The organism is Actinoplanes sp. L3-i22, from assembly GCF_019704555.1.
Taxonomy (GTDB): domain Bacteria; phylum Actinomycetota; class Actinomycetes; order Mycobacteriales; family Micromonosporaceae; genus Actinoplanes.
Genome location: NZ_AP024745.1, coordinates 6,842,309 through 6,858,779, shown reverse-complemented (window position 1 = coordinate 6,858,779; position 16,471 = coordinate 6,842,309). Strand labels below are relative to the sequence as shown.

Sequence of the window (16,471 nt, the reverse complement as noted above, 5' to 3'; positions counted from 1 at the left end):
GGACCGGGTGTTTTCCCGGTCCGGCCTGCGTTCGCGGCCGCGCCGCTAACGTGAGACCCATGGCCCCCGCCGACGCCGCACCCACCCGGGACTGGCGCGGGCACATCATCGTGTGCGGACTCGACGACGTCGGCCTGCGGACCGTCGAGCAGCTCTACCACGCCGGCGTCCGGGTCGTCGTGGTCGAGGACATCGCCGACCCGCGCCTGGTCCGGGTGGTCCGCGGCTGGGGCGTGCCGGTCGTGGTCGGCAGCCCGCGCCTGCAGGAGACCCTGGACGAGGCCGGCCTGCCCGGCGCGGTCGCGGTGATCTGCGTGCTCGCCGACGACCTGCACACGCTCGAGGCCGCGCTGCTGATGCGGGAGCTGCGGGCCGACGTCCGGGTGGTGGTCCAGCTGCGGAACCCGGCGGTCGGCCGGGCACTGTCGGCGATCCAGGTGAGCGTGCTCGACGTCGCCGGCCTCTCCGCACCGTCGGTCGTCGAGGCATGCCTGCGGACCGGCACGCACGAGCTGGACCTGGACGGGCAGCCGTTCGTCGCGGCGCGGGTCACCGCCGATCAGTCCGGGACGCTGCGGGCGCGGTACGGGTCGCTCGCACCGCTCGCGGTCAGCCCGGCCGACGGTGGCGAGGTGGTGATCTGTCCCGGCCGCGACCATCCGGTGCGGGCCGGCGACCAGGTCACGCTGCTGGGCACCCCGGAGGAGCTGGCCGAGGCGCGCGTGGTCGACACCAGGGAGGGGCCGGCTGACGCCGAGCCCGGGCGGTGGGCACGGTGGGTGCACATGGCCGGGTCCGTCGTGCGCGCGCTGGACAGACGGATCGCGTACGCGTTGATCGCGCTGGTCACGCTGCTCAACATCTCGGTCACCGTGCTGCAGTTCGGCTACCGGGAGCCGGACGGCACCCGGATGACCCCGCTCGACGCGCTCTACTTCTCGGTCGAGTCGATCGCCACGGTCGGCTACGGCGACTACAACTTCCGCTATCAGCGGCCCTGGCTGCGGATCTTCGCCATCGGCCTGATGGTGATCGGCGCCTGCTTCGCGGCGATGTTCATCGCCCTGCTCACCAACGTGCTCGTCTCGATCAAGATCCAGGAGGCGCTCGGGAACCGGCTCCTCGACCGGCTCACCGACCACGTGATCGTGATCGGGATCGGCTCGGTCGGCGCGCGCGTCGTGGAACGGCTGCGCGCGGCCGGCACCGAGGTGGTCGTGATCGAGTCGGACGAGAACAACCGGTACGTCGACCAGGTGCGCGACAGCGGCGTCCCGGTGATCATCGCGGACGCGACGCTGGCCCGGACCCTGGACCGGGTGCAGATCGGCTCGGCCCGCGCGGTCGCCGTGCTGACCAGCGACGACCTGGTGAACCTGGAGACCGGGCTGGCGGTGAAGGACCGGCTGGGGGAGCGGTGGGGCGCGGTCCCGGTGGTGCTGCGCCTGTTCGACCGGACGCTCGCGGACACCGTCGAGCACACCCTGAGCCTGGGGGTCACCCGGTCGACGGCGGCGCTGGCCGCGCCCTGGTTCGTCGGGGCGGCGCTCGGCCTGGACGTGCTGGCCACCTTCTACGTCGGGTCGCAGCTGATGCTGGTGGGACGGTTGACGGTGGCGCCCGGCGGCGGGCTGGACGGCCTGGCCATGCAGGACCTGTCGGCGCGGACCCGGGTGGTGGCGATCCGGCGGGGCAGCGGGCTCGGGGTGTTCGAGCACCCGCCGCGCCGGGACACCCGGTTCGCGGCCGGGGACCAGGCGTATCTGATCGGGCCGTACGAGGAGTTGCTGCAGGTGCTGCGGCGGGACGCGCTGTCGACGGTCGGGTTGCCGGCGGAGGTCCCGGAAAATGTCCGCCCCGGGGCGTCGGCGGCCCGGGAAAATGTCGTACCCGGTGGATAGGTTCCTCCTGACTGAAGCCGAGCTTCTCAGGAGGGCCGATGTACCGGCAGGGCGATGTGCTGATCATTCCGGTGGCGCGGGGCGAGCTGCCCGCCTGCGCGCCGCTTCCCCGTGACCGGCGCGGCCGGATGGTCCTGGCGCGCGGCGAGGCCACCGGGCACGCGCACGTGGTCGGCGGGCCGGGCGTGCAGTTGCTCGCCGACCTCGACGATCCGGAGCTGATGTTCCTCGCGGTGCCGCAGCACGCCCGGGTCTCGCACGAGGAGCACGGGCCGATCCCGCTGCCGTCCGGCGACTACCGGGTGGTTCGCCAGCGGGAATACGTGCCGGGCTCGTTCCGTCCGGTCGCGGACTGAGGGGGCGGGCATGCGACTGACCCACGAGCAGGAGGCGATGGCCGCGGCCGTCGAGGACCAGTGGCTGGCCGCGGCCGTCGAGACCGGGCCGGGGGATCGGGCGGCGGCCGAGGCGGGGGTGCGGGAGGCCTATCGGCTGGCCGGTCTGCCCGGCCCGTCGCGGATCTACTGGCTGGGGTCGCCGCGGGCCGGGGCGGTGGCGGTGGCCCTGCTCTCCGGTGAGCTGTCGGCCGCGCCGGCGGCGGTGGCCCTGCTGCCCGGGGACCCTTCGCCCGGTCCGGCCGATCGAACGCCGGACTGGTTCGCCTCGGTGGCCGGTGAGCTGCGGGCCCAGGGCTGGGCGCCGGGGGAGACGGCCGGCTCGTCGGTGCGTCGGCGGGTGCGGACCGAGCCGTGGGCGGCCGCCCGGAAGGCCGCCGTGGCGGCGCTCGGCGCGGACGGTTGGGCCCAGCTCAGCGCGGCGGCCGGCCGGCGGTCCTGGGCGCTGGTGATGGACCTGGTGGCCGGCCGGCTCCGGCTCCGCCTCGGGGACGACCTGGTCGCCGATCTGCCGCACGAGGCCGGCCGGGCGGCGCGGCGGCCGGTGCTCGACGCGATCTACGGGCAGCACGACGGCACCTGGCTGAGCACGTTCGAGGCCGCCGACCGGCTGTGCCCCGAGGCCGGCCTGACCGACGGGCTGACCGGGCTCGCCGAGGTCGCCCGGCACGCCGGCTGGTGGTGGGCGAACGAGCGGGTCGCCGTGCTGACCGAGCGCCCCCGGCTGCTGGCCCGGGACAACGTGGGCCGGCTGCACCGCGGGGAGGGCGCCGCGCTGGAGTTCGCCGACGGCTACGGCCTGTGGGCGTGGCGGGGCATGCCGATCCCGGTGAGCCTGGCCGCCGAGCTGCCGGCGCTGACCGTGGAACGCATCCAGCAGGAGGAGAACGCCGAGCTCCGCCGGGTCATGCTGGAGCATTTCGGGTACGAGCGGTACCTGCGGGACGCCGGCGCCCAGCGGCGCGGCTCGGACGAGGCCGGCACGCTGTGGTGGCTCGACCTGCCGGGTGACGAGCCGCTGGTGATGGTCGAGGTGGTCAACGCGACCCCGGAGCCGGACGGGACCAGCCGCGTGTACTGGCTGCGCGTGCCGCCGCAGACCAGGACTGCCCGGGCGGGCGTGGCCTGGACCTTCGGACTGACCGAGGAGGAGTATCGGCCGATGATCCAGACCTGAGCCCGGCGATGGGCACCCGGTGGTGTCGGCTCGTGGTCCAGCGCTTCGTGGTCCAACGCTGAGTTCCGCGCTGCGCTGCCTCGCGCCGCGCTGCGCTGCCTCGCGCCGCGCTGCGCTGCCTCGCGCCGCGCTGCGCTGCCTCGCGCCTGCGCTGTCGGCTTTCCCGCCGTCGGCCCGCGCTGTTGGCGCATCCGTCGGTCGTCAGGGAGCCGGCGCGCCTGGCCGTGGCGAAGGAGACCGGCTCGCCGGCCCGGCGGTCAGGGGGCTGGCGGGGGCTGCCAGCCGGCGATGACGGCGGCGATCTCGGCCTCGTAGGTGTCCAGGCCGTCGTCGGAGCGGATCCCCGGGAGGAGGTCGCCGAACGCGTTCACCTCGGCCACCGCGTGACCACGCCAGCCGGTTCGGAACATCAGGTCGACCCCCGCGTGCAGGCTGCGCGGAAAGCACCCGGCCGCCCGGACGCAGGTCTCCATCGCCGCGGCCCAGCCCCGCTCGCCGACCGCGGCGCGGACCGCGGACACGTCCCCGCGGGCGTTGCCGAGGTGCAGATTCGTCATCGGGGAGCGGCTGGTGCGGACCACGACGTGCCGCGCCCGGCCGGCGATCACGACCACCCGCAGGTCCAGCACCCGGCCGCCGAGGGCCGCCTTCGGGTACCACCGCTCGACGTGCAGGCCGTCCGGCGCCAGCCGGTCGACGATCGCCGCGATCGAGGGTTCGTCGTCATAACGGCGTACCCGAAGGTTGTTGAAGATCTTCCCCTCGCTCAGCTCGACCGAGGTGACCGCCATGATCCGCCCCGGCCCGCCGACCGCGAGCGCCACCACCCCGGAGGCCGATGATCCATAGGCGGCCTTGACGAAGACCCGGCCGCACCCGGCCGCCGTCATCGCCGCCCGCAGCGACTCATAGCCGTCCACCAGCCCGACCGTGTCCGCCCCGACCGTGTCCGCCCCGGGCGCGGCCGGCTCGGGGGCGGCCGGCTCGGGGGCGGCCGGCTCGGGGGCGGCCGGCTCGGGCGCGGTGGGTCCGAACGCGGTGGGTCTGAGCGTGGCCGGGCCGAGCGCGGTGGGTCTGTGCGAGACCGGGCCGAGCGCGACCGGGCCGAGTGTGGCTGGGCCGAGTGCGACCGGGCCTAGTGCGGCCGGCACGGGGATGGCGGCGGCGGTCAGGAGCGCGTGGCACCGCGGCTTCGACGTCATCGCCAGGATGTCCCCGGGATCGTTCAGCAGCGTCCCACCCCCGGCGGCGACGCGCTCCAACGCCCGGCCCAGCCCGGCGAAGACCGCCGCCCCACCGGCGATCTCCCCATGCTCGGGCGCCACCCCGGACCGATCCCCGCCAAGCGCCCGCAGCAGCCCGTCCACCTCGGCGTTCTCACCCGGCGAGTCGATCCGGACGAGAGTCCCCGGCCCCGGAACCCGCCCGGACAGGAGAACGTCCCGCCAGGCAAAGACCTCCGGCGCGGCCAGCCCAGCGGACTCCGCGGCCGCGCTGAACATGGTGACCCGCCGGTTCTCCGGGTTACCGACGACGGCGAGCCGCACCTACTCGGCGCAGACCGTGTAGCGACCCCACTGCTCCTCTTTCTGCTGGTCCGACACGTCCACCTGGACGCCCGGCAGCTCGTCGACGACCCGCTGAGCCATCTCCGCCGTCATGAAGTGGTGGTGCAGATCCAGCCGATCGAGGTGGGTGAGGGGCTGCCCGGCCAGGAGCGCCTCGGCCCCGAGATCGCCGAGCATTCCCAGCGACAGATCGAGCCGGGTGAGCCGGGCCACCACCGGCGCGGCGGCCACGGCCGCGGCCACCTCGTCGGCGATCTCCGAGTTGCACAGCCCGAGGTGGGTGAGCGCGGGCATCGACCGCCCGCCGAGGATCGGCGCGAGATCCTCGGCCCGGGCGTCACCGCCGTAGGTCGCCACCCCGAGCCACAGCTCCAGATGCTCCAGGTTCGGCAGGTCGGACGCGGCGACCGCGCGGATCACCGGCAGCGGCAGGCCACCGGACTGCAGGACCAGCTCGCGGAGCCCGGGGAACCGCCCCGGGGTCAGCTCGAGCCCCTGCGAGCCGCGCACCCACAGCCGCTCCAGCGCCGGGAACGCCTCGAGCAGCGGCGTGATGTCGTTGTGGTTGATCCAGGAGATCTCGCACTGTTCGTAGGTCATGTCGCCGATGAACAGCGCCCGCAGCCCGCTGAACCGGGCGGCGTGCCGGACCATCAGCTCGACCGGGAACTCGGACTCGTAGGACGACCCCCACTCGCCGACCACCAGGGCGGTCGGGCCGGCCGGGCCGCAGCGCTCCAGGACCTGCTCCAGCGCGGCCTCGAACTCGGACAGGTCGGCCTCGAAGTCCTCCATGTCGATGCGCCAGGCCACCGCGGCCGGATCCGCCGGGGGCTCGTCCTCCAGGGTCACGATCGGCAGACCGGCGAATTCGGTCAGATGATGGTTGATGGTCACGGGACTCCCTCGGCCGTCGATCACACATCCCACGCAACAGTCCCGCGACGCTAGCAAGGCCGTCTGACACTTTCACCGGCCGCCTGACCGGAACGAAGCGCGCCGCGACCCGAACGGGGACTGTCTGATCAGGGACGGACCTCTCGACCCGGGATTTGATCACTGCGAGCATGTGCCGACTGACTCACCGTAGGCGAAGTCGGATTCCCCCGCCTGAGATGTATCTGTCCCCAGCCTCGACGCATCTCTCCCACCAGAAGCGCACCGACCGGATTCGAGGTTGACCATGACGTCCATCAGGCCTCTCAGCTGCATCACTCCGCCGTTCATCCTGACCCGGCTGCTCGACAGCGACAACGTGGCGATCCGGCAGGCGGCGCTGTCCACCCTGCTCACCACGTCCCAGCTGCGGGGCGAGCGGACCGTCCGGGGCCTGATCGCCGGGGCGCTCTCCGCGCCCGCGGACGGCCGCCGCAGCATCTTCGACTGCGCGCACTCGACGTTCCTGCCGTTCGCCACGCTGGTCCGCTCGGAGGACGACGAGCCGGTCGCGGACGCGGCGGTGAACCGGGCGCACGACGGGTTCGGCGCCACCCGCACGTTCTTCCGGGACGTGTTCCAGCGCGACTCGATCGACGACCGGGGCATGCGCCTGCAGGGCTACGTGCACCGCGGCGACAAGTACAACAACGCGTTCTGGGACGGTCAGGAGATGGTCTTCGGCGACGGGGACGGCGAGGTCTTCACGGACTTCACCGGCTCGCTGGACGTGATCGCGCACGAGCTGGGGCACGGCGTCACCGAGCACACCGCGAACCTGGAGTACCACAACCAGTCCGGCGCGCTGAACGAGTCGCTGTCCGACGTGGCCGGCTCGATGGTCAAGCAGTGGTCGCTGCGGCAGACCGCGGATCAGGCCGACTGGCTGATCGGCGCCGAGGTCTTCACCCCGGCCATCGACGCGGACGCGCTGCGCTCGTTGAAGGCGCCGGGCACCGCGTTCGACAACAAGCTGTTCGGCAAGGACCCGCAGCCCGACCACATGGACCGGTACGTCGAGCTGCCGGACACCGAGGAGGGCGACAACGGCGGCGTGCACATCAACTCGGGCATCCCGAACCGGGCGTTCTTCCTGGTCGCCACGACCCTCGGGGGTTTCTCCTGGGACGCGCCCGGGCACATCTGGTACGAGTCGCTGAAGGCGTCGAACCCGACCACCGATTTCCAGGGTTTCGCCGACACGACGTACCGCAAGGCGGCCGAGCTCTACGGTGCGGACAGCGAGCAGCAGCAGGCGGTCGAGGGGGCGTGGGGCACGGTGGGCATTCCGGTCACGACGGCGCCGACCCTGCTCGGGCGCGGCTAGATGCGGGTGTCCCTGGCGACGCACGGCGGGCTGGCGGCTCCGATCGTCCGGCGGTTGCCGGCCCGCGTGCTCGACGCCGACCGGCTCCCGGACGACGATGCCCGGGAGCTGCGCCGGTTGCTGGCCGCGGCCGCCGCCGACCCGGGCGGCGTGCACCCGGCCCGGTCCGCCCGGGATGTCATGACCTACACCGTCACGGTCGAGGACGGGCCGCACTCGACGACGCTGACCAGCTCGGACACCGCGATGTCGGCGGCCTTCGCCACCCTGCTCAGCTGGCTCCAGCCCCGTCTCGGCTGACAAGACCGACGATCAACACCATTTTCCCGTACGGCGGCAGCCCGGCCCCGCGGTGCGGTCGGGGCGGCTCCCCGCCGTACGGGAAAATCGTCTTTCATGGTCGGCGGACCGGGACCCGGGCAGCGACCTCGGGGGGAGCGAGCCTGATCTTGATCTCCCGGATCGGCTCGGCGGTGACCGGAATCGACCAGTCGACGCGCCAGGCCGGGCGCAGCACGGCGGCGAGGTAGGCGAGCCCGCAGATCCACAGTGCCGTGGTCAGTCCGCCGAAGTTCAGCAGCGCCGCCCCGAACAGGCCGCCGATCGGGATGCCGGCCCAGGCCCACGCGCTGATCAGCGTCTGCACGCGCCCGCGCAGCGCCGCCGGGATCCGTTCCACCTGGAGTGTCTCCAGCAGCGGGTTGAACAGCCCGGACCCGATCCCGGCGAGGGCGTAGACGGCGATCACCACCTCCGGCGGCAGGCCCAGCGCGAGCACCAGGATCCGGGTCGGGCCGCTGCTCAGCACCCCGATGAGGTACGTGGCGCGGCGCGGTAATCGGGTCCCGAAGCCGGCCGACGCCAGCGCCGACGCGATCGACGCCAGGCCCACCGTGCTCAGCGCCAGCCCGACCACCGTCGCGTCGTGGCCGCCGGATCGCGCCCAGACCGGCAGCAGCACCGCCATCAGCGCCTGATCGAGCAGGTTGGTGACGACGAACATCGCGGTCAGCGCGCGCAACGGCGGACTGCCGCGCAGGAACGTGGTCCCGGTCCGCAGCCGGTCGAGGTACGTCTCGTCGTCCCGCCCGCGGTCCCGCACCGGGTCGGTCACCGTCATCGTCACGATGACCGTCGCTACTCCGAGCATTGTTGCGGCTACCCAGAGTGCTCGATCGCCACCGAGCGTGGCGACCAGCCAGCCGGCCATCGCCGTGCCGACCGCGGTCGCCGTCCGCTCCACCGCGGTCGCCAGGCCGACGCCGCGCACGGTCGACTGCCCGGCGTCCGCGGCGGCGAACGGCACCAGCAGGCGCTTCGCGGCGCTGGCCGGACCGTCCGCGCAACCGACGATCAGCAGCATCAGGGTGAGCAGCCAGAGCGGCGGGGTGCCCAGGATCGCCGGGACGATCAGGACAGCCGCCGACGTCACGTCGCCGGCCACACTGATCCGCCGCGGGCCGATCCGGTCCAGCAGCGGCCCGGCCAGCCACTGCGTGAACGCGTACGGCAGCACCTGGCAGGCCACCACCAGGCCGGTCTGCGCGGCACTGCCGGTACGATCCAGCACCAGCCACGGCACCGCGACGGTGAGCAGCCGGTTCGCGGACAGCGTGCAGGCCTGCGAGCTCAGAACACCGGAGAGTCCACGCCATCTCACCCGGCGATCACCGGCACGTGCCCGGCGGTAGAGCGCGGACGGACCGCGCGATTGATCAAATGCGCCATCGAACATCCTTCGGCAAAAGGCGAGGCGGTTTCCTCGCACCGTAGATGCCGATGGCCACGGCAGGTAGTCGGCCGTCGATTACAAGATAGCCGGAATCTGCGTTCACCGATGCCCTGACGCACCGGTGCCCGGTACGCTTACCGCAGGTCAGACCGCCGAAGGTCAACTTCCGCGGGCCGCGTTTATCGGCTACCCGACCCGCGGAATTGATGTTCCCGAAGTCGCACAGTCAGTCCGTCGTAGGCTGCTTTCACGGCTTGACTGCTGCGGTTCTGCGTGAAAGGGACATTAGATGACCTTGGTTTCCTCGTCCGACGCGACATATCTCGAACGGGCGATCGCGCTGGCCCGGTCGGCCCGGGAGCGCGGTGATCATCCGTTCGGCGCGCTGCTGGTCACCGCGGACGGCGCGGTGATCGAGGCGATGAACACGATGGTCACCGGGGCGGACCCGACCGGGCACGCGGAGACCAACCTGGTCCGGCTCGCGGGCGGCCTGTCGCTCGGGGAGCTCGCCGGGAGCACGCTCTACACCAGCACCGAGCCGTGCGCGATGTGCGCGGGGGCGATCTACTGGGCCGGGGTGGGGCGGATGGTGTTCGCGCTCTCCTCGGACGACCTGAACGCGATGGTGCCCGATACCTCGGACATTCCGCCGCTGCGGCTGTCGTCGCGGGAGGTGTTCGCCCGGGGTGGGCGGGTGATCGTGGTCGAGGGGCCGGTGGCGCTGCCGTCGGCGACCGAGGTGCACCACGGGTTCTGGCGCTGACCTGCTGATCTTGGGGATCCGCTGATCTTGGGGATCCGGGATCCGGGATCCGGGATCTGGGGATCTGGGGATTGCCCGGGCTTTCGGGGCCCGGGCAATCGCGGTGCTACGCGGGTTCGGGCTCCGGCAGGGGCTCGTTGGGCACCGGGATGGCGGGCACCGGGTCGATCGGCGGCAGCGGCTCGGCCGGGGCCGGCGGCAGATCCGGGTTGGTGGGGTCCAGTTCACCCGGGTCGTCGGGGATCGGGGCCCCGGGATCCAGCGGCGGATAGCGGTCCGGGTCGGACTGCAGTCGTTGGATCGGCATGATCCCCCCTCGCACCAGGCGCGTTCCGGTCCGGAACACGGCTCAAGATCCATCTACCCGCCCGGCGGGAGCCCAAACAGGCGGCCTTGAGCGCCGACCCCGCCCTGCCCCGCGCCGGCCTGCCCTGCCCTGCCCTGCCCTGCCCTGCCCCGCCCTGCCCCGGCATGCCGCGCCCCGGCCTGGTCGCGGGTTGCGGGCCTCAGGCCTCGGGCCCCTGGCCTGGTGTGGGTCCCGGCCTGCGGTTGGGCTTGGCGCCGGGCTTCGACCCAGGCCTCAGGCCTCAGGCGAGGTCGCCTTCGCTCAGCGCGTCGGCGATCGGCGTGGCGCCGGAATTGAACCGGATCGTCCGGTGGATCGTCGCCGGCCCACTCAGCACGTGCGCCACGACCGCGGCCACGTCCGCCCGGCTCACCGAACCGGAGGTCGCGCCCTGGTTCGCCATCTCGATCCGCCCGCCGGCCGGCTCGGACGTGAGCCGGCTCGGCGCGACCACTGTCCATTCCAGATCAGTCGTCGCGAGATGCGCGTCGGCGGCGGCCTTCGCCTCCGCGTACGGAAAGAAGCCGCTGTCCTCCGGAACGCCGTGATCGATCTGCGACCCGAAGTAGGAGACCATCACGTAGCGCCGGGCCCCGGCCAGCGACGCCGCGCTCATCGACCGGATCGCGGCATCCCGATCCACCGCGTAGGTCCGCGCCGGATCGCCGCCCCCGGCCCCGGCCGACCAGACGATCGCGTCGTGCCCGCGGAAGATCTTGGCGAGTTCCTCCACGTCGAGCCGCGCGACGTCGGCGACCACCGGATCCGCGCCGGTCTCCGCCACCTCGTCGGTGTGCGCCGGATCGCGGAACACCGCCGTCACCCGGTGACCGGATTCGACCAGCAGCGGCAGCAGTAGCAGCGCCACCTTCCCGTGCCCACCCACGACAAGAACCCGCGCGTTGTCCATTCCCGCGACGCTACCGCCAACGGCGGCAACCATGCGCGGCTGACGGCAGGCGCGCCGGTCCATCTTCAATCTTGCGAGGGTACGTCGTTGTGCACGCGCCCCACCCCCGTCGCCCCACCCCCGTCGCCCGGCCCGCGTTGCCGCCGGCGTGCCGGTCCGTTGTGGGCGGCCCGCCCGTCCACGGACGAGCGGGCCGCATGTCCGCGCCGAACGGCGACCGAGCCGTCCGCCGTACCCCTCAGGCCTTGACGATCGGCTTGAGCGCCTCGGCGACCGCGGTGACCAGCCCCGCCCGGTGACCGTTCCGGACCAGGTTGATGGTGATCCCGTCGATGCCCGCCCCGATCACCTTCTCGTGCAGCTGCTCGGCGACCTGCTCCGCCGTACCCAGGAAGGCCCGGTTCCGCCGGTCCTCCGGGATCGACGCGCCGAGCTCCTTCACCTCCTGCTCGCTCTCCCCGATCATGCCCATCACCAGGTAGCTGGTGGCGAGCGTCGCCGGGTCCCGCCCGATCTCCTCGCACCGCTCACGCAGCACCGAGACCTTGCGGCCGAGGTCGTCCACGTCGCAGATGATGTTCATGTGATCGGCGAACCGCGCGGCGAGCCGGAACGTCTTCTGCTCCCCGGACCCGCCCAGCATGATCGGGATGCTCGGCCGCACCCGCGGGTTGTTCATCGGGTTGCGCGCCACGTACCACTTGCCCTCGTGCGTCGCCAGCTCACCCTTGAGCATCGGCGCGATGATCGTCAGCGCTTCCTCGAGCCGCTCGAAGCGCTGCCCGAACGTGCCGAACTCGAAGCCCAGCTCGTTGTGCTCGAGCTCGAACCACCCGGCGCCGATGCCGAGGACCGCGCGCCCCTTCGACACCACGTCGAGCGTCGTCACCGTCTTGGCGAGCATCGCGGGATTCCGGTACGTGTTGCCGGTGACCAGCGTGGACAGCTGGATCGTCGAGGTCACGGACGCGAGCGCGCCGAGCGTCGTGTACGCCTCGAGCATGTTCTGGTCCGGCGTGCCGATGCCCGGCAGCTGATAGAAGTGGTCCATCACCAGGACGGTGTCGAAGCCCGCGGCCTCGGCCTCCTTGGCCTGCGCGGCCACCGTGTCGAACAGCTGCTCGTTCGGCACACCGGGGTAGGTGAAGTTCGGGATCTGGTAGCCGAGCCGGATGGTCATGCTGTCCCCAGTTTCATGTAAGAGGTCTCTCACTTGGTAATGTAAGACCCAACTTACACCGCAGCGAGCAGCCCCGCCGGAGGTGCCACGGGAGCCCACCGACCCTCATTGTGACCTGCACTTATAGGTAATCGCTCCAAATTCGGGACTACCCGCTGATGGAGATAGCGCATCGGCCCTCGGGGAAGCCGGGGTATCCACTGGCATGGCTTCGTCGTGGCCGCGATGAGCCTCCAGGCGCCCGCGGCGACTGCCCGTTTCCAGGATCCTTGCGGCCGCCGGCCAGTACTTCGGCACCGTGATTCCGCTGCTGCAGACGAGCCCAGCCAGGTACCCTCCTCGAGGTTTGGGGTAACGCTGGGGCAACGGCATTTCCGAACCGGCGTGTCGTGGGTCACGAAGACCCGCATGTTTTGGGTGCTGACGGGCGTGTTTGAAACCGGGAGAGGCGTGTTCAGGACTTGCGTCGTCGCCAGGTCGACCCGGGCTATACGGGAGTCCTAACACTGCAACGGCACTCAGTAGGCAATACGTATCGATGATGCAGAACGGCCTTCAGCTCGCCGAGCCGGACCGGGGTGGCGACCTCGTTGCACGTGGCGACCGCCTTCATCTCGAAGCGAGGGACGAAGCACAGCGCGGTCACCCGGTCGCCCGCAAGCCCGGTCAGACTCATGGTCGTTGGCGAACCAGCGAGGACCGGGTATCAGGCCACACCCACCCGGTCCATCGGTGCAGTAGAGCCGGATCGACGTCACCGCCCGGTGGTCGCCTGTACGGCCACGTCGCGCTGATCGCCCCGAACTTCGCGCTCGGCGTCACGCAGGCTCCCGGCTTGGTGCCAACCTCCGCCACGACGGCATGTGGACCTTGACCACCTTCGGCGAGATGGTGACCAAGCCCGAAGGACAGAAGCGGTCGGCCGCCCGCGAATTTTGCCAGCAAGCGGATGCGGCTGGTGTCCGGGTCACCGGAGTGGAACTGGGCAAGCTGTTCGGGCAGATCGCTCGGTGGGTCAGCGCCGGATCATCGACCTCCGCACCGCGCGTCAGCGGCCTTAACTGCGGGACTGGGCTACAGCAGGTCGTGCTGATCGGGGTGCGCACGAGCAGGGCCATCTGCCGCGAACCTCGACGGGAGCCTACGCCGGTGCCGAGGCGTAGCCGAGGTAGTGAACCTGCGGCACGCCGCGCACCGCGATCAGATCAGCCGGCGCCCCGCGGGGCTCGGCATGCACCAGGGCGTCGCGGCCCTCGAGCGGGTCTTGCTGCCCCAGCCGCAGTACGCGCTGAGCCCGGACCGGTGCTGCGCCCGGCGCCGAGCTGATCCGGCTGATGCCACGAGACCGCGACGACCTGAGCCTGTTCAATCTGTACTGAGTGATCACACCCGACGCCATCCGCGGCGTGCTCGACGCCGTCCAGGCCGGCGCGCAGGCAAAGCTGCGGTCCCTGCCCACTCTGCGGCTTGCCACCGGCACCGCCGAGGTCGCTAAGCAGACCTGGTGGACCAAGGCGGGAGCCATCGTCGGAATCGCCGCGCTGATGGTCACCGTCGTCGGGGAGATCCTCGCGATCGCCATGGGCTGACCGCAACGAGACCCGGGGGCCGCCCCGCACCGGGGCGAAGCTTGAGGCCTGATAGAACCTGCATCCGGGTGCGGGCACGGACCGAGGGCGGACGGTCTAGGGCTCCCCGACGGCTCGCCAGTGCCTGCGGCCCGGGTGGCGCAGGCTGGCGTGAAGGTGTTCGCAGTAGCGGTGCGGGCGATACTGGCCAGGGGCCCGGGTCTGGGCGTGGCGCCAGAACTGCTCGGAGCCGGTGAGCTGCCGGCTGGTCACCCAGGTGTAGCTCGGCGCGAACCGGCGGGAGCGGTCGATCATCCAGGAGGCGTAGCGACGACGCTTGTACTCCGCAACGGTGCGGATCTTGAGGATCGTGCCCAGCTCGCAAAGGTCACAGATCCGGTAGTCCAGATGCGCCACCTCGTCAGGGCTGGGTTCCCACCGGGAGCGGAGCCGGCGTGTCAGCAGGGTGATCTCGCGCGGTCCGGCTGGGCTGCGGTCGATCGAGTGCCGGGCGAAGACCTCACGATCAACGGCGTCGTCGTTGAGCCGCCACCGGGCCGCGAGGAAACGGGCCTGGTGGCGGACAGCGGGCCACAGCGGGACGATCCCGTGCTCCAGCCGATCCACCGTGTCACCGTACCCACGAGCCGTGATCTATGACCCTGCGAGAACACCCGGCCTCGGCGAATCTGGTCCCGCTGCGGCCACTGTACCGGGCCGGCCTCATAGAGTTACGGCCATGTCTATCGCCGGGCCGGCCGCCGCCGGCTTCTGGAGCCAGCAGCAGAGCACGTTGTCGCAGTTGCTGGTGCGCGCCGGTAACCAGCGTGCGGCCCGGCTGCTCTCGCTCGTGCCAGCGGCCGAGCTGCGTGACGGCGACCCGTGGGACCCGGTCCCGGTGGTGCTGCGGGTCCGGCCGGCCTTCCTCGATCTGTTCCAGCCGGCCGACCTGCAGGCCATCGCCGAACAGATGAACCAGCTGCGCAGCTGGGACACCAGCAGCGGCCATCGGGTCACCGTGGAGCCGATGCTCGCCGACCCGTTCGCCCGGGCCGACCTCGGCGGCGCGGGCACCACCGTCATCCAGTTGCGCGAGGCGATCGCCGAGGCCCTGCATCCGGTGCGGTCGTACGATTTGCCGCAGGTGTGCCGGGCGTTCGGGCTCGCCGACGGCGACGGCGACGAAGCGCACGCCAGTAAGCGCGGTTACGTACGCAGCCGGATCGGCGACTATACCGAGGACCAGCTGGCCGAACTCGGCAACCGGGTCGTCGAGCAGCACTATCTGCCGGAGCTTTGGGGACTGCTGCAGATCGTCGGCGCCCGCCAGGGCGGTGTGCGTACCCCGTTCCGGAACCTGATCTTCGCCGCTGACGGACCCAAGCCCGAACTGGTGCTCGCCGACGCGGTCAGCAACACCATCGAGATCGTGAAGAACGCAGAGTTCTGCCTGGTGTACGACCGCCCGCTCAGCGAGAGCGGACTCAGCTGGGCGGAACTGGTCGCCTGGTGGACCGACCGGCACGCCGAGCCCGGCACCGGTGAGCGCGACGCCGCCACTCATCTTTACCGCCGCCTGGCCCGCTCGCTGGACGCCGGCCGGGAGCGGGCCGCCGAGCCCGGCCCCGAGCGGCTGATGTTCCGGGCCTACCGGGCGCTGCTGGCCGAGCACGGGTTCGGCTTGCCGGCGTTGATCCCGCAGGTCTATCTGCACTACGACCCTTACACTCAGGGCCGCCGGTCCGGCGCGGCCGGTCCGCTGCCCCGCCAGCGCATGGACTACCTCATGCTGCTGCGCGGGCGCCGCCGGCTAGTCATCGAGATCGACGGCAAGCACCACTACGCCGACGGCGACCGTGCCAGCCCGCAGCGGTACGCGGAGATGATGCGCGAAGACCGGGCGCTGCGGCTGGACGGCTACGAGGTGCTGGCAGCGGATCGTCAGGGACACCCGTCCGTGGAAGAGCCGGTCCCCTGCGGGGTCCAGGCCCCGGCTCACCACCTCAAGTACGGCCGCCGTCTCGCGCGCCTTGGCCGCCCACCGGGATCCGAGGTCCCTGCCGTCTTCGGTGCTCGACCATCTTTCCGCGCTGCGGGTGAAGTCGCCGTGCTGGCGTTCGAGCTGCTGGGCCCACAGTTCGACCATGTCCGCGTACCCGTCCCAGCGCATCTGCGCGTGGATCGCCCGCTCGGGATCTTCCTGGTGCGCGTCACGGCCCGGTGCGCCGCCGGCCGCTGGCGAGGGACGACCGGCCGGAAGGTGCCGTTTCCCGGGCTCGGCCCGTTTGCCGGTCGGGCGGCGGCGTTGAGTCATGCCCACCATCATCTGACGTCGCGACCGTCTGCCGGCCGACCATCGCGTCGTGTCGGCCGTTGCCGTGGGCGGGCACGACGTCCGCAGGGCCGGGCGCTGTGAGCTTGCGTCGATGCGGGTTGACCTCGAGTAGGACTTTCAGACTCATCTCGACTGCGCTGTGCGCTTCAACCTGCTCGAAGGGCAGGACGAGGTCCATGGTCAGGTGGAGCTTCCCGGTGGCGGGCCAGTGTGTATCGGCCTCTACGGTCGGCAGTTCGGACCGGTGGGTGACGGTGGTTCAGGCCGACGGCTGGCTGGCCCAGGTCGGCGCGCGTGGCCGGGTCGACGCTGGCGCGAAGCGGGTCGAGG

At 71.8% G+C, this 16,471-nt stretch carries 15 protein-coding genes; 8 read left to right on the top strand and 7 right to left on the bottom strand.

The features are described 5' to 3' along the window. The first annotated feature begins 59 nt into the window (after nucleotides 1-59). From L3i22_RS30905 to L3i22_RS30895, 3 genes are read left to right on the top strand one after another with little or no spacing between them, the layout of a single operon-like run. Complete coding sequence (locus L3i22_RS30905) at nucleotides 60-1,901, top strand: NAD-binding protein (protein WP_221321028.1); 1,842 nt, start codon at nucleotides 60-62, stop codon at nucleotides 1,899-1,901. A 38-nt stretch (nucleotides 1,902-1,939) separates the two neighbouring features. Continuing rightward, on the top strand, nucleotides 1,940-2,257 hold the full coding sequence (locus tag L3i22_RS30900) for a hypothetical protein (RefSeq protein WP_221321027.1): 318 nt from the start codon (nucleotides 1,940-1,942) through the stop codon (nucleotides 2,255-2,257). Nucleotides 2,258-2,267: 10 nt separating this feature from the next. Further along, entirely contained in the window at nucleotides 2,268-3,473 is a 1,206-nt protein-coding gene (locus L3i22_RS30895; protein WP_221321026.1) for a DUF6745 domain-containing protein, read from the top strand. A 257-nt stretch (nucleotides 3,474-3,730) separates the two neighbouring features. Here the strand turns inward: L3i22_RS30895 and L3i22_RS30890 are convergent, their stop codons facing one another. Beyond that, nucleotides 3,731-5,020 carry an STM4014 family protein gene (locus tag L3i22_RS30890; protein ID WP_255657292.1) on the bottom strand — a complete coding sequence of 430 codons (1,290 nt, stop codon included), beginning with the start codon at nucleotides 5,018-5,020 and terminating at the stop codon, nucleotides 3,731-3,733. Beyond that, the gene (locus L3i22_RS30885; protein ID WP_221321025.1) at nucleotides 5,021-5,938 is read right to left on the bottom strand and encodes an STM4015 family protein; all 918 of its coding nucleotides are present in this window, start codon (nucleotides 5,936-5,938) and stop codon (nucleotides 5,021-5,023) included. 286 nt (nucleotides 5,939-6,224) lie between these two features. On the opposite strand from L3i22_RS30885, the gene L3i22_RS30880 reads away from it, so the two are divergent. Together L3i22_RS30880 and L3i22_RS30875 are read left to right on the top strand one after the other, a co-directional pair. Further along, nucleotides 6,225-7,304 carry a M4 family metallopeptidase gene (locus L3i22_RS30880; RefSeq protein ID WP_221321024.1) on the top strand — a complete coding sequence of 360 codons (1,080 nt, stop codon included), beginning with the start codon at nucleotides 6,225-6,227 and terminating at the stop codon, nucleotides 7,302-7,304. Then, entirely contained in the window at nucleotides 7,305-7,604 is a 300-nt protein-coding gene (locus L3i22_RS30875) for a protealysin inhibitor emfourin (RefSeq protein WP_221321023.1), read from the top strand. A gap of 94 nt (nucleotides 7,605-7,698) precedes the next feature. Here L3i22_RS30875 and L3i22_RS30870 read toward each other — a convergent pair whose 3' ends face one another. After that, nucleotides 7,699-8,964 carry an MFS transporter gene (locus tag L3i22_RS30870; RefSeq protein WP_255657291.1) on the bottom strand — a complete coding sequence of 422 codons (1,266 nt, stop codon included), beginning with the start codon at nucleotides 8,962-8,964 and terminating at the stop codon, nucleotides 7,699-7,701. Nucleotides 8,965-9,325: 361 nt separating this feature from the next. Here L3i22_RS30870 and L3i22_RS30865 point away from each other — a divergent pair, with 361 nt between their 5' ends. Beyond that, complete coding sequence (locus tag L3i22_RS30865; protein ID WP_221321021.1) at nucleotides 9,326-9,802, top strand: nucleoside deaminase; 477 nt, start codon at nucleotides 9,326-9,328, stop codon at nucleotides 9,800-9,802. 106 nt (nucleotides 9,803-9,908) lie between these two features. Here the strand turns inward: L3i22_RS30865 and L3i22_RS30860 are convergent, their stop codons facing one another. The 3 genes from L3i22_RS30860 to L3i22_RS30850 form a co-directional block, all read right to left on the bottom strand. Continuing rightward, nucleotides 9,909-10,109 carry a hypothetical protein gene (locus L3i22_RS30860; RefSeq protein ID WP_221321020.1) on the bottom strand — a complete coding sequence of 67 codons (201 nt, stop codon included), beginning with the start codon at nucleotides 10,107-10,109 and terminating at the stop codon, nucleotides 9,909-9,911. Nucleotides 10,110-10,389: 280 nt separating this feature from the next. Beyond that, complete coding sequence (locus tag L3i22_RS30855; protein WP_221321019.1) at nucleotides 10,390-11,058, bottom strand: NAD(P)H-binding protein; 669 nt, start codon at nucleotides 11,056-11,058, stop codon at nucleotides 10,390-10,392. Nucleotides 11,059-11,296: 238 nt separating this feature from the next. After that, a complete protein-coding gene (locus L3i22_RS30850; protein ID WP_221321018.1) occupies nucleotides 11,297-12,238 on the bottom strand; it encodes an LLM class F420-dependent oxidoreductase in 942 nt (313 codons plus the stop codon). Nucleotides 12,239-13,617: 1,379 nt separating this feature from the next. Between L3i22_RS30850 and L3i22_RS30845 the strand changes: the two genes are divergently transcribed. Continuing rightward, complete coding sequence (locus L3i22_RS30845) at nucleotides 13,618-13,827, top strand: hypothetical protein (RefSeq protein WP_221321017.1); 210 nt, start codon at nucleotides 13,618-13,620, stop codon at nucleotides 13,825-13,827. Between the two features lie 96 nt (nucleotides 13,828-13,923). On the opposite strand, the gene L3i22_RS30840 is transcribed toward L3i22_RS30845, so the two are convergent. Further along, on the bottom strand, nucleotides 13,924-14,433 hold the full coding sequence (locus L3i22_RS30840) for a hypothetical protein (protein WP_221321016.1): 510 nt from the start codon (nucleotides 14,431-14,433) through the stop codon (nucleotides 13,924-13,926). A gap of 112 nt (nucleotides 14,434-14,545) precedes the next feature. Here L3i22_RS30840 and L3i22_RS30835 point away from each other — a divergent pair, with 112 nt between their 5' ends. Then, nucleotides 14,546-16,222, top strand: a complete 1,677-nt coding sequence (locus tag L3i22_RS30835) for a hypothetical protein (protein ID WP_221321015.1) — start codon at nucleotides 14,546-14,548, stop codon at nucleotides 16,220-16,222. The last annotated feature ends 249 nt before the right edge of the window (nucleotides 16,223-16,471 follow it).